The sequence below is a fragment of the Stieleria sedimenti genome, assembly GCF_025060895.1.
In the GTDB taxonomy this organism is placed as follows: Bacteria; Planctomycetota; Planctomycetia; order Pirellulales; family Pirellulaceae; genus Stieleria; species Stieleria sedimenti.
Genome location: NZ_JANZKV010000205.1, coordinates 41069 through 55880, shown reverse-complemented (window position 1 = coordinate 55880; position 14812 = coordinate 41069). Strand labels below are relative to the sequence as shown.

Genomic DNA, 14812 nt, shown 5'->3' with positions numbered 1-14812 from the left:
TTGGGCTTTAGCCGCCCACTCTCGCTGCGTCGCAGCGACCGGGAATCGCCTAAAGGCTAGACACCAACGGTTGCTGAATACCTTTTGATTTAGGCCTGTGCCATTGCGTTTAGAGAGGCTTTCATTGAAACAAAGCAATCGGTTCCACGATCATTCCCCCTTATGCTGGGTGTTGCGTAATCCGATCTGGGACAGGTCGATCGGGATGATGCCCATTTCCAGTGCGGGAGATCCCGGCTTGAACCGAAAGTCGCCGTTCTCCGGGTCGACGAACATCGGGTCCGTCGCCCGACTGTTGGCGTCCACTCCATCGCCTTGTTGTTTTTCCAGCGTCTGTTTCGCCAGTTCCGGATCGGTCGAGCTGTAGTAGATGTTGAAATCGGTATCGGCATCCTTCGATCGCGCCAACTCACGCCCTCTGCTATCCTCGGTCTTGCGTCCTTTTCCGGGAGCCAGTTCATCGATGAAGACCGTGTCGTTGCCCATGGAATAAAAGATGTTTCGCTTGATCACGGCACCCTCCATCGGCCCTTCCCGCAGCGACAGGTAGTAGCCTCGGGGCGGCGCGAGAACATCGGCCACGATGTTGTTTTCGGCGCGATTGTTCAGTTTTAAAATGATCCCCTGCGCCATGCACTTGTAGATCAGGTTTTCTGCGATCAGCGTATCGCGCTGGCCACCGTCGGTGCGAATCGCCGCCTGCATCAGCATCGGGGTCACCAAGTGGTGAATGTAGTTGCGGCGGATCACATTCCCGGCACCCGCGCCGCGGATGTAGATTCCGTTGCCGTCGCCCATGGTTTCCATCACGTGATGAATCTCGTTGGATTCGATCGTGTTGTCCCGCGAGTGAAGATAGGTTCGAACCTCTTCCAGCGTCGGATTGCGCGGCACGTCACCGACTTCGTGCTTCCTGATGGTCCGGCAAAGCTCTCGGCCGTTTCTGTCGAAGAAGTGCGTCATGAAACCAGAGACGATGATTCCACAGTAAGGCATGTGATGGATCAGGTTGTTCGCCACGCGATTGTTGCCGCTTTGCCAGACCAGGATTGCGGGCGAATGCAGGTAGATGCGTCCCAGATGGTGGATGTGATTGTTGAGCACCAGATTGTTGCGATTGACATCCTTGGTGCCTGGGCCGTAGCCGCAAAGCAGGATGCCGGCTCCTCCCATCTGCTCGATATGGTTGCCGGAGATTTTGTTTTGCCGGCCGTGCAAATCCACGCGAATCGCACCGCTGCCACTGTGGGCGAAGCGACATTGCTCGATCGCGCAGTTCTCGGTGCCGCGTAGCCGAACCAACGCGTTGGCCTTGTCGTGCATGTCCCAGTCGTGCTGCAGGCCCGCGTCGTCAGCGGTCAACAGATAGCGTTCGCCGTGCAAGAATGTCAGACCGCGAAAGCACAGATTCCTGGCCGGGATGTCCTTGGGCCCTTGTTTGTCGACGTCGCCTTCGATGCGAATCAACTCCGTCAATTGAGGCGCCACCACGGGCGTCTGGTTTCGCGGCCAGAGGTAGACCTTGCCTTGCTTTGTGTTGAGCACCCATTCGCCCGGTTCGTCGAGTTCCTCCAACACGTTCTCCACCCAGCACGATTCGACGGTGGGCAAGAAATGCAACTTGTTCATGGCGTAGGTTGCGTCGATCGACGTGCTCGCCAGCTGTGTTTGTTCGTCCACCGATGCCAACGGCAGCACATTGGAGATCCAAGCATGATGCGGGCGGACGATGATTTCCACGTCCTTCACATTCGGCCAATTCTTCAATCGGCCCTTGGGAAAATGAAGCCGGTTACGACTGCCGCCGCTGAGCGGGATAAATCCAGCCGAGCGGGCTCGCGGCAGCATGCCTTCGTCGTCGTAGAGTGTAAAGAATCGATCCGAGACATCCGCCGCCCAGACGTGACCGACCGCCGCGTCCGGTAAGCCCGGCAGGGTCTCGGTGACCTTCTTCCACCCGTCGATTGTCTTCCCCGAACTGAACACCGGTGTTTCGCCGGGATAGGCGGCGTAGGTGACGGTTGCATCGCCCTGCGGAGAATCTTGCAACCCGAACACAACGGTCTCATCCAGTCGGTAGGTTCCTTCGCGGACGAGGACCACGACATCGTTGGACGGACGCCCTCCCAACTCCCGAATCGCGTCACGCGCCCGCTGCAAGGTTGCAAACGGCCCGTCGTTGCCCTGTGGGTTGGGTTCCGCCAGCGTGCCTGACCAGCTGTCCGATCCGTTGGTCGACACGTACCAATCCGCATCCGTCTCGGCTGCTCGACAAACACTTCCGGTCACCAGGACCAACAACAAAATCCATGCGAACTTCGTCATGTTCAATTGCTGCCTGTGTTTGACAACTGTTCCACCAAGAATTGCACGCTGCGGTCGACAATGGCATCGAATGACGGTTCGATCTCCGCGCCCACCTTTCGCCAGTTGTGTCCGGAATTACGGATGATCATGACCTCGACCGGTGCATTGAGTGCTTCCGCTTTCTCTTGCATGTACCACGCGTGCTTGACCGGAATGGTCGTGTCTTTGTCACCCTGGATCATCAGCAGTGGCGGGCTGTCCTCGGACAGATAATTGATCGGGCTCATTTCGCGGTAACGGGCCAATTTGATTTTCGGATCGGCATCCGACTCCAGAATCCGGCCGCCAAAGCGGTCCGCTTTCTTGGATGAATCAGACGTCTCAAACAAGTCAACTTTCTCGAAATCGCAGGGGCCATACCAGGAGACGCCGGCCACGATGTTGTAGTTGGCATCCGCCAGACTTGGATCTCCCGGTAAACTTTCCGGCGCCGAAAGCAGCAGCATCTGCGCGATCTGTCCTCCGGCGGAATCTCCCATCACAAAAAAGCGGGTGGGATCCAGGCCCAGCGCTTCGCCGTTGCTGGCCAGATACCTCACCGCATCCTTGCAATCGATCACACAGTCGCGCATCAAGACCCCGCTGCCCTTCTTGGTAAGCCGGTAATCCACCGACGCCACGCAGAAGCCTGTTTCGATCAGTTTCTCAAACAGCGGTTTGAACAAGCCTTTGGTGACGCCGTGCCTGCTGCCCGCCGCCCAGCCTCCGCCGTGCGTGTAGACGATCAGCGGGCACTTGCTGTCACGCTTTTCCTGTGGGTAATAGAGATCCAAGGACAGCTTTTTGCCCTGGACTTCCTTGTATTGGACATCGAGCTTCTTTTCGCCATCCGTCTCAAGGGACGCCGGCAACCTCTTGTTGGCCTGAGTCACATCCTGCGAAAAGCATGGCAGTCCGATCGTTGCTGCCGCCAGGCAGCAAACAAGAAGCTTCGTTGATGCAAATCTCATTTTCGCGATTCTCTATCTGAAAGCCGACAGTGGCAAATCACTTCGGGTGTGACGACTCAACTCGACGCAGTGGCTTCGTTTTCAGTTTGTCCCGAGCACAGGTAGACCGCGAATCCGAAGACCGCGATGACGACGAAACAGATCAGCGGCAAGAAGAACGACACGCGAACGGATTCCAACGTTTGGCCCGCGATCGTCATCCCGGGGCCGTCGATCAATCCGCCTTGATAGCGTGGCAGGAACGCGCCGCCGACAATCGCAAAGATCAAACCTGCGGATCCCAACTTGGCGTCATTGGGCGTCAATCCGCTCAGAGCGATACCGTAAATGGTCGGGAACATCAGCGACATGCAGGCGGAAACGCCGATCAAGCAATACAAGCCCGACATGCCTTGGATGAAGATCGCTCCGGTCGTCAGCAAGCCGCCGCCGACGGCTAGGATTCCCAGCAGCAAGCCCGGCGACAGGTATTTCAGAATGAAGGTGCAAATGAACCGACTGGCCAGAAAGATCACCATCGCAATGATGTTGTAGTTTTGTGCCTGTGCCGCGCTCAGTCCGACGAGTGTCATCCCATAGTGAATGATGAACGTCCAACACATGATCTGCGCGCCGACGTAAAACGCCTGCGCGACCACGCCGCCGACGAATCGCCAACTCGTCATCAGGTGCTTCAACAGCGCCTTCAGCGAGATCTTTTCCTCCTCATGCCCCGTATCGGGCAGTTTCGAGACGGCGAAGACGACGAGTACCAGCAGCACAACGATTGCGATGACAACGTACGGCGTTTTCACGACGTCCAAGTCATGCGCCACCATTTCTTGCCGAGCGTCAAAGTGATCTTCGGCATGCTGCTCCATCGCCGCGGTGATCAAGCCATCGACTTCACTGGGCAACATCGTCGCGTATTCCGGGTGCGCCTGCAGTTGCGTCTCCCGGAACTCCGACACTTGGAGGGCCGGCAAGATGAAGGTACTGGCGACCACCATGCCGGTCAGCGATCCGATCGGGTTGAAGGCCTGGGCAAGATTGAGTCGTTGCGTCGCCGTTTCCCGCGGGCCCATCGACAGGATGTACGGATTCGCGGTTGTTTCCAAAAACGCCAGCCCGAATGTCAGGACGTAAAAGCCGACCAGGAAGACGTTGAAGTTCATCATCATGCTGGCCGGAATCGTCAACAGTGCGCCGATTGCGTACAGCAACAGCCCGACGATAATGCCGGACTTGTAGGAAACCTTGCGGATCACCAGCGCCGCCGGGATCGCCATCGTGGCGTAGCCGCCATAGAACGCCCATTGAACCAGACTGCTTTGAGCGTTGCTGATCAAGAAGATCTCTTTGAACGCCCGCACCAAGGGGTTGGTGATGTCGTTGGCGAAGCCCCAGAGCGCAAAGAGCGTCGTGACCATCACAAACGGATAGATGAACTGAGTCGGCACCACGGGTAAGTCGCGGGCCGGGCCAACAGTCGCCGGCTCGGCTGTCGGAGTGTCTTCGTCAGTCATTCGATTCCTTACTGCATGCTCTCAAGGGTGTGGGCGGAAGGCATCCTCCGGCAGAAAGCACATGCGTCGCAACGATTTTCTGCCTGAAACCAGACGATAGTTGAATCCATCGCGTCTGGAATATTGATTCGCAACATGGTTATAACGAATTGCGGCACTCCGTCGACGCAAAAGAGCCGGTCACGGTCAGAGTTTCGCCGGTGACGCCGGTGAGCTCGCGATCCCGATCCCGCCCACGTCCATTCGGGTTGCCGCCGCAGCCGGCTTTGCGTTTGGATCGGTGCCCAGGTGAGTTTGCTGTGACCCGGAACGACGCTTACTGATCGACGAAACCTTCAACATCATCCAGCACCACCTTTTGTCGTTCGTCCGCGTCGCGAGTCGTCAGCTGGACATTCTTGAACTCAATCTTCCTTGCATGGCGGATGTAGGCCCCCAAGCCGGCAGCACGCCAAAGAAAAATTGTTCCGGATAGCGATCAATGTCTTCAGCAACGGTGCGTCGTGCATCTTCTTCCGTGCCATGCCCCGGGAAGGAGATCTGGATGTTCTCTAGGACGACGTTTTCGACGAAATGACCGGGGATGCCCGTGATCATAATCGGCCCGGCTTTCGACTTCTCTTTGTCAGTCACGCCGGGCGTCGTGTCCACTTCCAGATTCTTGTACACCGCTTCAGCAGCTTTCGCTCGATCCTCTATGATGACCTTGGCAACGACATCGCTGATACGTATGTTTTTTAATGTGCCGACGGGCGGACTTTCGCGTCCTTCGCCAAAGTGACTGCCTCGATTGCCTAGACGTATGAATAACGGACAGCCCACCTCTTTCATGACCACTCGGGAGATATCGACATTCTCCAGGCGTCCGCCGTCCACCGACTGCAGCTTGATCGCGCCCATGGGACAGTCGTGAAAATAGCAGTTGGTCACCGTCACATCGATGAACCCGCCGCGGGATGAAGTGCCGAACTTCAATGCAGCCGTGTTGCTGTCCAGCTTACATCCGCGGACCACAATGTTTCGGCACGGGTTCTTTGAACTCTTCAAGCAGATCGCGTCGTCTCCGGTGCTGAGATCACAGTTCTCGATGAGCACATTCTCACAGCCATCGATGTCGAATCCATCATTGTTGTAGTTGTTGTTGCGGAATCGCACGGTCACCGCGTTGAAGTGAATGTTCTTGCAGTCGATCAAGTGCAATCCCCAGAAGGCGGGGCGTTTGTAGGTGACGCCGGAAAAGGTGAGATCCTCGCAACTCTCCATGCGGATCAGGCGTGGGCGGATGCCAGAGTTTCTGCCGCCGCTCCTGTTCCGCGGGAAATTCTCGTGAGTTCCCCTGCCATCGATCACGCCGAGACCTTCGATGGTGATGTTGTTCGCGTTTTCAGCGTAAATCAGGCAATGAGCGGCGCCCTCTCGGGGTCTGCTGAGGTTTTCCGTGGGGTAGTCAGCCACATCGGTGCTTCCGAGCAAGCTGGCTCCGTAGTCGAGCGAAAGGGTGACATTGCTCTTCAGAATGATCGTGCCGATTTGAAAACTGCCGGTGGGGACGCGCACGACCCCTCCCCCTGCATCATGACAGGCATCGATCGAGTCTTGGATCGCTTGTGTCTCCATCGCAACACCGTCGCCGATCGCGCCGAAGCTCTTGATGTTGATCACCTTCGTGACGGACCTGGCGTCGTTCACTGCAACCGCGTCTTGGGGATCACGGAGATGTGTCAAGACGACCCCGAGCAGAACAACGGTCGTGATTAGCTTGACGGACGATTGCCGGTCCATTTGTGTTCCCATTGTCTTCTGCGTGTCATTCTTCGAGCGTTGCATGCTATTGAGGGCGGGGTGTGAACGGTTTGCGCGGCTTGAGTATCGCGACTTTGTTCGACGCCGCTCCGAATTCACTTCGACTCGCCTCCACGGGCATGAAGGCGTATCACGCTGTCGGTGGGCGAGGGCTTAGTCGGACACCGATGGAGAGTATTCGTCCAGCACTTTCGCATCGAACTGAAAGTCGTCTACGGTGATGTGTCCCCAGCCGTCGGTCGAATGGTCGACAACCTTGATGAACATTTTCTGACCGACATAAGGAGTAAGGTCCCAGGCTGCTTGCTGCATGACCTGGTCATTGATGCCGCGCGCGAATGCGACTTCTTTGCCGTCGGCCGTGCACAGCGCGGCGTAGGTGGACGGTCCGCGTCCGCCGCCGATCCGGAAGGTCATCGTTCCGCCGTCGGGAATGAACAGTGGTGATACGATCACGCCGGTCTGCATGTCCGTGCCCTTGTTGGCATCCGCGGAGGGTTCAAGCGTCGTCAGATACGATTCACCCTGTTTGTTGTACTCTCTTTGATTGTGAAAAAATCGGTCTCTGCTACCGATGACATGCCCGAACTCACCATCGACGACCTTCCAGGGTTCCAGCTTGCCGGACTCGAAATCGAAGGACGCGGTTCGGAGACTCGGTGTCGCCGGCGTTTTCTTGGCGGGGTTGGCCGGCGCACGCGGATTTCGTTTCGCTGGGCGTGACGTTTGCTTTGGAGGCGCGTAACTTGAAAGCAGGGCATCGAGTTCCTTCACCACCTCGGGACGTTCGTTGTACACATTTCGTGTCTGACTGACGTCTGCTTCCAGATCGTAAAGCTGAGCTGGCGGGGCGTCTTTCTTGATTTTGCCGTCTTCGATGTCGCTGTTCACTGAACCCACAAAGCTGACCGCCGGCGGTCCCGCGAACGTATGGTCGCCCGGTTTCCGGCCTCCGAACCCGCCGCTGCCCTGGCCGGGGATATACATCCACTTTCCTTTGCGAACCGACAGGTGCGTGCCCTTGTGAGGGGCGAGGACCAGATGGTCGCGGATCGGTTTCTGCGGTTCGCCGACAAAGGCGGGCAGCATGTTAACGCTGTCGGCTTGCTGGGCCTTGTCCAACTGCTGTTGCGTCAGTGCCGCAAACGTTGCCAGCATGTCGACGTTTCCGATCAACTGGTTGGAAATCGTTCCGGCCTTCACCTTGCCCGGCCAACGGACGATCAGTGGCACGCGGTGACCGCCTTCCCAGACGCCGAACTTGAACCCCAGCAGGTCGCCGTTTTGTCGGTGTCCGGCTTTGAAAGCGGCCTGTCCGCCGTGGTTGAACATGCCGCCGTTGTCGCTGGTAAAGATCACCAGCGTGTTGTCGCTCAAACCGTTTTCTTCAAGACATGCAAGCACCTCACCGACGATCCAGTCCAGTTCATGAATGAAGTCGCCATAAAGTCCGCACTGGCTGGTGCCTTGGAAACGTTTGGCCGGCGTGAAAGGGTGATGAATGTTGGTTGTTGCCAGATACAGAAAAAACGGTTCGTCCTTGCGAGCATTGATCCACTCGACGGACTTCTCCGCCAGCGTGGTGCCGACCTTGTAATCGTTGAACAACTTGTGAGCTTCCTTCGCCCCGCCAAATTGATTGGGACTGCGCTGCGCGGCCTCTGGAGGAATCGGAGTGATCGGCGTGGCGGCCTTGTTGTTCCTGCCCAAGTAAACCAACGGGTCGGCGGGATCGCTCCCGACGATGCGATCGTTTTCCACAAAGACATACGGAGGTGCGCTGTTCACCACAGGCATCCCGAAGTAGTAATCAAAACCGAGATCCTGCGGCCCGGGGCGCAGCGGTTCTTGCCAGTCGTTCTTTTCCTGGCCGAATCCCAGATGCCATTTTCCAAAAGCCGCCGTACTGTAGCCGCTGTTTTTAAAAACATCCGCGATCGTCGTTTTTTCCGTGTCGACAAGAAGTGGTGACGTCACCGGAGCTGGTCCCCAGATGCCCCTGCCTCCGTTACCGCGCAGCGGGTATTGGCCGGTGAGCAGCGCGTAACGTGACGGGGTGCAGACCGCTGAGACCGAATGTGCGTCGGTAAACCGGCGGCCCTCGGCGGCAAGTCGGTCGATGTTGGGCGTTTGCACATGGCTCGCGCCATAGCATCCCAGGTCGCCGTAGCCGAGATCATCGGCAAAGATCAGAACGACGTTGGGCGGTGTGTCGGCGGCGCGGCAGAATGAAACCGTCGCCAACGACAGAAACAGACTGGCAGAGAGTATCAGGGGAAGGTACTTCATGGTGTGTCGCTTTATCGTTAGGAAAGTCTCAAGTGCGGAGCAATCGTCGCTAAAACAGGTGCGAACGAAGGCGGTTTTATGGTCTACTTGGAACGCGGTTTCGGATGCTTGATCTCCGGCACGACTGGCACGTTGAGCACCTCTTCCGGATCCGGCTTGCGGTTAGAGGTCGTGTCCGCATCGCCGTACCAATACACCCCGACTGCGTAGCCCATCTCGCAATCCGTCCAAGACCAGACTTCCATGTCCAGTTGTAGCGAGCTGCTGAAGGGCATCGTGTCGAGAGCGCGAGTGCGCGTTTCGGTGCTGAAGCCCTGTGTGTTCTTTTCGTCGATCTTGGGTTTACGGCTCAGCTTATTGTACTTGTGACTGAACGTCTGGGCGTGGAACGGGTGTTCGTAAAAGTCGGTGCTGCGACCTCCCCACGAGTAGGCGTAATAGTCTTCGGTGCCCGTGCCGAAGATCGATGGGAAGGTTTCGCCGTCGACGAAAATCTTTTCATCGCCTTCGCCCCACCAACGTTCCACCGGATTCATGATCGTCAGCGTATCGCCGACGTAAACCCCACGCCCCTTCAGCGTGACGTAGTTCCAATCTGAATACGGCCGTGTCGGCACGGGAAACTGACCGTGCCAATCGGCGTGAAAGTACATGCTGGACGAATCCCATTTCCAATCTCCGACCGTTGCCGTGAGTTCAACGACAACCGGCTCTTCGCTCAGGTTCAAGATCGAAACCTTCGCGTTGTTTTGATACGGCATGACCCAGCGGCTGGTCATCGTGCCGTCGCTGTCAACCGTGCGATACCATCCCTGAAACGGGTTCAAGCCGAGACCGGAACCGAAGAAGTCGCCGATCGGGCACCAGACCGTTTCCTTTCCGTCAAAGCTGATCTTCAAAACGACGTGCCGAGTGATGTTCGCGTCGTCGTAGCTGCCCAGCTTGAGCGACAGAGTTTGGACCGCCGCGGCGCCCTCTCTCAGCGACACGGACTGCTCCTGACCGCCGCCGAGAGTCTCCTTCAGTTTGATCACGTCACCGACCGCGGCCTTGGCCGGGTTGAGAAGAGAATCGCAGGTTGCGGTGATCGATGACTTGGCGGACCGAAACGCTTCCATCGAAAACGTCTTCACGTCGACGTCTTCGTCGTACTCGCGGTACGTGAACTGGAAGAAGAACGGGTGATCCGACAGGGTCACCTTGCAGCTCTTGGCGTAAGGAATCGGGAAAAACGAAACGGCCGACCGCAGGGACTCGTGTGCCAGTGGAAACGGAATCAGACCCTTTCCCTGAAACAGATCGAACATGTTGCCTTCGAGGGCCGGTTCGGACGCACCATCGAGGTAGAACCGAATGAGGATGTCAGATCCGGGTTTCAACTGGTCTCGCCAGGGAACCCAAAATCGGACAATCGCCCCTGGGCCTTCGTCCTCCATCACCACCCATTCCTTCCGGCCTCGGTTTTCTTCGGTGCGAACGAAGTTGTGGTGTTTGTCGCTCGTGTTGCGATCAATATTACTGAACCAGCCCTTGGGGTCGTCGGGCGTTTTGGAAGCCCGGTCGTAGCTGCTGGCTTGTTTGAGACGGAAGTCGGCTTTCGGGTACCGCGCCACCTGATCGCGATCACCCATCTCTCTGAGCAGAGACTGGATCGAAACAGGCTGCTGTGATTGAACACGAGCGGCAGACAACGCCACGACGGCGAAGATGAGACAAGTGGCTTTCGAGACGCGTTTCATGATTGTGATGCCGTTTATCAATAGCTCAGTTTACCGCCTCTTTCATAGCCGATCGATTTCAACAGCTTCGGATACGTGATTTCGCTCCGCCGCAGGTGAGCTTCATGATTGCCCGACAGATGCCGATAGACACCGTTGCGATACGGAGTCCGGCCGGTCAGGATCGCTGACCGTGACGGTGAGCAAACCCCGCAAGCCGAATAGCACTGAGTGAACTTGACACCCTGCGAGGCCAGTTTGTCGAGGTTGGGTGTTTGAATCAGCTCGTGGCCGTAAGTTGCTGAATCACCCCACCCCATGTCGTCGGCTAGGAACACCACGATGTTGGGCTTCGTCTGCTCGGCTGCGTTTAGAGCGGCCAGCGAAATCAGGCTCAGGAATACGCACAGTGGCAGCGATAGTCGCATGGTGTATTCACGCAAGTCAGGAGGGAAAGGGGAGAGGAGTCGAGGTGGGAAAGGCAGACGCGATCGGACGATGCCTTGTTGACGTACGGGCATTGAAAAGGCGCGGAGGGATGGAGTTGGCGTGGCGTCCCCCCTGAACGATCGCGACAGTCTTGCACGGCCAGAATCGCCAACAGTTTACGCCCATCGCCACGATGCCGACGGACAAATTGCGGCATCCAATGATCTATATGCGACACGCAGGGCGTTGGGGGGCGTTGCCGGGCGGGGGCATGGCTGGGCGGGGGCATGGCCGGGCCATTTGGTGTCTAATGGAGTCGTCACCATCGACTTCTCCATCTGAGTCTTGCACCTGGAATCATGACACGACCGCTACAACGTTTGATCACCGCCGGAGTTCTGTTCGCCGTTGCTCTTCAGGCTTGCGTCGGCCTCGGGACCGGTGCTTTGCTCGCGGCCCCGCCGAATCTGGTTTTGATCATCGCCGATGACATGAACTGGGATGACTGCGGCGCCTACGGTCATCCTGCGATTCGAACACCGAACATCGACCGTTTGGCGACCGAGGGGTTGCGGTTCAAGCACGCTTATCTGACCACCAATTCATGCAGTCCGTCTCGGTCGAGTATTTTGACGGGCAAGTATCCCCACAACACGGGGGCCGAACAGTTGCACTGGCCCTTGCCCGAGGGCAGTCGGACTTTTTCCGCCGAGCTTCGTCAACTCGGCTATTACACCGCGGCGGCCGGAAAGTGGCACCTCGGCGATGCGGTGCGAGACCATTTCGACCGGATCTACGAAGCGTCGACGGCGGGATTTGTATTGCCATCGGGAGAAGACGGCCAGCCGCCCAAAATGATCGCCAAGCAACCCAGCGGATGTGAGGACTGGGAGCAAGCGATTGAGGATCGGCCCCGCGATCGACCGTTCTTTCTTTGGCTGGCCGCGCTTGATCCCCATCGCGAATACACCGACGGAGCGCTCGATCCCCCGCATCGTGCCGATGATGTGATTGTGCCGGCACATTTGCCCGATACCGCGGACGTCCGCGAAGACTTGCGACTGTACTATGACGAAATCGGTCGACTGGATACCTACGTCGGCAAAGTGGTTGCAACGCTCCAGCAGCAGGGAGTCGCGGACAATACCTTGATTCTGTTCATCAGCGACAACGGCCGCCCTTTTCCACGCGACAAGACGACACTCTACGATGGCGGCATTCGCACGCCGTGGATCGTCCGTTGGCCGCACGTGGTCAAGCCAGGCGTCACGACGGACGCGTTGGTCAGCGCCGTGGACATTGCCCCGACATTCCTGGAACTGGCCGGAGCCACGTCCTCGCTGGCGACCGAAGGGCAAAGCTTCGTCCGGGTGCTTGACGATCCGACGCAGCCGCATCGTGAATTCGCGTTCGCCGAAGACCACTGGCACGACTATGAGGACCATGCCCGCAGCGTGATGACGCAGCAATACAAACTGATTCGCAACGACTACATCGATCTGCCGCCGACGCCCTCGGCCGATGCCGGACGCGGACTGAGTTGGCAAACCATGCTGCGACTGCAACAGCAAGGGAAATTGTTGCCCCATCAACAGACTTGCTTTCGGGCACCACGCGACAAGTGGGAACTGTACGACTTGCAGCGTGACCCCGGCGAGTTGCAAAATCGCATCAACGATCCCGCGTACCACCGTGTCCGTGATCGTTTGACAGTCGCTCTGGAAGACTGGACCCAACGAACCGGCGACTATCTGCCGACGCGTCGAACGCCGGATGAATTCGATCGCGTGACGGGCGAGCCGGATCACAGTGTCCGCGTGCGACCGAGGCCGTCGAAGTTCGAGATGTTTGGAACCAACGAAAAGTACTAAAAGACAATCCCTTAACAGCCGCCCGCCGAGAGATCCATCTGATGAAACCATCCTACCTTGTCCCGGCCGCGTTCCTGCTGGCACTGGCCGGTTCGTTGGCGAGTCCAGCATCGCGAGCCGATGAGCCTCGTAATGTTTTGATCATTCAAACCGACGAGCACAATTTCCGCACACTCGGTTGCTATCGCCAGACGCTGTCCCAGGAGCAAGCGTTTGTGTGGGGGAAAGAGGCGTTCGTGGAAACTCCGGCGATCGATTCGATTGCCCGTCGCGGCGCCATTTGTACGTCGTTTTATGCGACCAGCCCCGTTTGCACGCCCTCCCGTGCCGCGTTCTTCACCGGGCGGTATCCGCACCAGACCGGCAGCCATACCAACAACGAGCCGATGGACAGTGACATCGTCACCTTTGCCGAGGCGCTTCGCCGGGATGGCTATGCCACCGGTTACGCCGGCAAATGGCACCTCGACGGGCCCGGTAAACCGCAGTGGGCTCCGAGACGGCAGTTCGGTTTCAGCGACAATCGCTTCATGTTCAATCGTGGACATTGGAAAAAGTTTCAGCTGACCGACGCCGGGCCACGAGTCGGTTCGCGTGACAAAAATGATGCGCCCAGCTACGACGTCGGTGACGCCGATGAGCAGACTTTTGCAACCGACTGGCTGGCCGACCGCGCCATGGATTTCATCCGCGAACATGCCGACGAGCCGTTTTGTTACCACCTCAGTCTTCCGGATCCGCATGGACCCAACACGGTGCGCCCACCCTACGACACGATGTTTGCCGACATGGTCATTCGACCGCCGATGTCGTTTTCGATGGCAAACGAGAATCCGGCTTGGGCAGCGGTGGGAGGTAAAAACTCGGCGGCACGATTCAATCCGGCGCTGATGACGCTGTACTTCGGCATGGTCCGCTGCATCGATGACAATGTCGGCCAGATCCTGGACACCTTGGCGGAACTGAAGCTGACCGACAAAACCATCATCGTGTTCACCTCGGACCATGGCGACCTTTGTTTCGAACATGGACGACTGAACAAGGGTAACCCGTATGAGGCGAGTGCGAAGATTCCGATGATCATCGCGGCGCCGGGATTGATCCCGGCGGGGACGCGGGTCGACCAGGCGCTCGGCACGGTCGACTTTGCCCCGACGTTGTTGTCGTTGCTTGGAAAAGAAGCGACAGCGGGAGCGGTTGGCCGCGATGCGTCACCGTTGCTGACCGCCCAGAGCGATCTGGCGTGGGACGATGTGGCAATCATCCAGTCTTCGGGACTCAAGCCGTCTTGGTTTGCGGTGATCACCGACCGGTACAAGCTGGTGCTGTCGGTTTCGGAACGCCCTTGGTTGTTTGATTTAAAAACCGACCCGGACGAATTAAAAAATTCTATCGACCTGGAACAGAATCGCGACATCGTTTGTGAACTGGCCGGTCGTCTGCGCGATTACACACAGGCACAAGACGCCGGGTTCTTGAATCCGAAGCTGAAGCAGCAGATCGACACGTTGGTGTCCAGCCGTTAGGCGATCTCGGATCGCTGCTTCGCAGCGACGATGGGCGGCTGAAGCCTGCACACCAGCGCGCGTTGGTGTCTAGCCTTTAGGCGATTCTGGGTCGCTGCTAGGAACGTCGATTGTATAAGTGACGGATTTGATCGTAGCGGAAGGCGCCAAGACTTTTGCGGTATGAACCCTCTCTGGCGTTTGCTTGCTGCGCAAACGCCGTCTCTCCCAAAGGGAGAGAATCTAAATGAGCTGGCAAAAGCTGCCGTTATACAATCGATGTCCCACGGGATACTGGATTCGCAGGCATGACCCCGAACGGGGTCAAAGCCAGTAGCCGGAGGTGAGCGCAGCGACACCTCCGGACATCCGGCC

The 14812-nt window shown here is 57.7% G+C and carries 9 protein-coding genes and 1 pseudogene; 3 read left to right on the top strand and 7 right to left on the bottom strand.

The annotated features are described in order from the left end of the window. Positions 1–150: 150 nt before the first annotated feature. The 4 genes from NZK35_RS25110 to NZK35_RS25095 all read right to left on the bottom strand — a co-directional run bounded on the left by NZK35_RS25110 (position 151) and on the right by NZK35_RS25095 (position 6439). The gene (locus tag NZK35_RS25110; RefSeq protein ID WP_259635274.1) at positions 151–2325 is read right to left on the bottom strand and encodes a right-handed parallel beta-helix repeat-containing protein; all 2175 of its coding nucleotides are present in this window, start codon (positions 2323–2325) and stop codon (positions 151–153) included. Between the two features lie 2 nt (positions 2326–2327). Continuing rightward, complete coding sequence (locus NZK35_RS25105; RefSeq protein ID WP_259635273.1) at positions 2328–3317, bottom strand: alpha/beta hydrolase; 990 nt, start codon at positions 3315–3317, stop codon at positions 2328–2330. Between the two features lie 56 nt (positions 3318–3373). After that, entirely contained in the window at positions 3374–4822 is a 1449-nt protein-coding gene (fucP, locus tag NZK35_RS25100; protein WP_259635272.1) for an L-fucose:H+ symporter permease, read from the bottom strand. Positions 4823–5206: 384 nt separating this feature from the next. Then, positions 5207–6439: a glycoside hydrolase family 28 protein gene (locus NZK35_RS25095; protein WP_259635292.1), complete on the bottom strand. Its 1233-nt coding sequence runs from the start codon at positions 6437–6439 to the stop codon at positions 5207–5209. Here NZK35_RS25095 and NZK35_RS25090 point away from each other — a divergent pair. Next, positions 6398–6580, top strand: coding sequence for a hypothetical protein (locus NZK35_RS25090; protein ID WP_259635293.1), 183 nt, complete (start codon positions 6398–6400; stop codon positions 6578–6580). The two genes, NZK35_RS25095 and NZK35_RS25090, sit on opposite strands and share 42 nt — an antisense overlap. A gap of 198 nt (positions 6581–6778) precedes the next feature. Here the strand turns inward: NZK35_RS25090 and NZK35_RS25085 are convergent, their stop codons facing one another. From NZK35_RS25085 to NZK35_RS25075, 3 genes and pseudogenes are all read right to left on the bottom strand, one after another. Beyond that, on the bottom strand, positions 6779–8914 hold the full coding sequence (locus NZK35_RS25085) for a sulfatase family protein (RefSeq protein WP_259635271.1): 2136 nt from the start codon (positions 8912–8914) through the stop codon (positions 6779–6781). A gap of 83 nt (positions 8915–8997) precedes the next feature. After that, the gene (locus tag NZK35_RS25080; RefSeq protein WP_259635270.1) at positions 8998–10653 is read right to left on the bottom strand and encodes a glycoside hydrolase family 172 protein; all 1656 of its coding nucleotides are present in this window, start codon (positions 10651–10653) and stop codon (positions 8998–9000) included. 41 nt (positions 10654–10694) lie between these two features. Continuing rightward, positions 10695–11060 (bottom strand): annotated as a pseudogene (locus tag NZK35_RS25075) (sulfatase family protein); the annotation flags it as partial. 360 nt (positions 11061–11420) lie between these two features. On the opposite strand from NZK35_RS25075, the gene NZK35_RS25070 reads away from it, so the two are divergent. Both NZK35_RS25070 and NZK35_RS25065 read left to right on the top strand, forming a co-directional pair. Next, a complete protein-coding gene (locus NZK35_RS25070) occupies positions 11421–12932 on the top strand; it encodes a sulfatase family protein (protein ID WP_259635268.1) in 1512 nt (503 codons plus the stop codon). A gap of 41 nt (positions 12933–12973) precedes the next feature. Then, on the top strand, positions 12974–14458 hold the full coding sequence (locus NZK35_RS25065; RefSeq protein ID WP_259635267.1) for a sulfatase family protein: 1485 nt from the start codon (positions 12974–12976) through the stop codon (positions 14456–14458). Positions 14459–14812: the final 354 nt, after the last annotated feature.

Excerpts from the sequence above, each read along its gene's own strand:
- NZK35_RS25105 (WP_259635273.1), bottom strand. The coding sequence starts at position 3,317 with ATGAGATTTGCATCAACGAAGCTTCTTGTTTGCTGCCTGGCGGCAGCA.
- NZK35_RS25090 (WP_259635293.1), top strand. The coding sequence starts at position 6,398 with ATGACAGGCATCGATCGAGTCTTGGATCGCTTGTGTCTCCATCGCAAC.
- NZK35_RS25065 (WP_259635267.1), top strand. The coding sequence starts at position 12,974 with ATGAAACCATCCTACCTTGTCCCGGCCGCGTTCCTGCTGGCACTGGCC.
- NZK35_RS25110 (WP_259635274.1), bottom strand. The coding sequence starts at position 2,325 with ATGACGAAGTTCGCATGGATTTTGTTGTTGGTCCTGGTGACCGGAAGT.
- NZK35_RS25080 (WP_259635270.1), bottom strand. The coding sequence starts at position 10,653 with ATGAAACGCGTCTCGAAAGCCACTTGTCTCATCTTCGCCGTCGTGGCG.
- NZK35_RS25095 (WP_259635292.1), bottom strand. The coding sequence starts at position 6,439 with ATGGAGACACAAGCGATCCAAGACTCGATCGATGCCTGTCATGATGCA.
- fucP (WP_259635272.1), bottom strand. The coding sequence starts at position 4,822 with ATGACTGACGAAGACACTCCGACAGCCGAGCCGGCGACTGTTGGCCCG.
- NZK35_RS25070 (WP_259635268.1), top strand. The coding sequence starts at position 11,421 with ATGACACGACCGCTACAACGTTTGATCACCGCCGGAGTTCTGTTCGCC.
- NZK35_RS25085 (WP_259635271.1), bottom strand. The coding sequence starts at position 8,914 with ATGAAGTACCTTCCCCTGATACTCTCTGCCAGTCTGTTTCTGTCGTTG.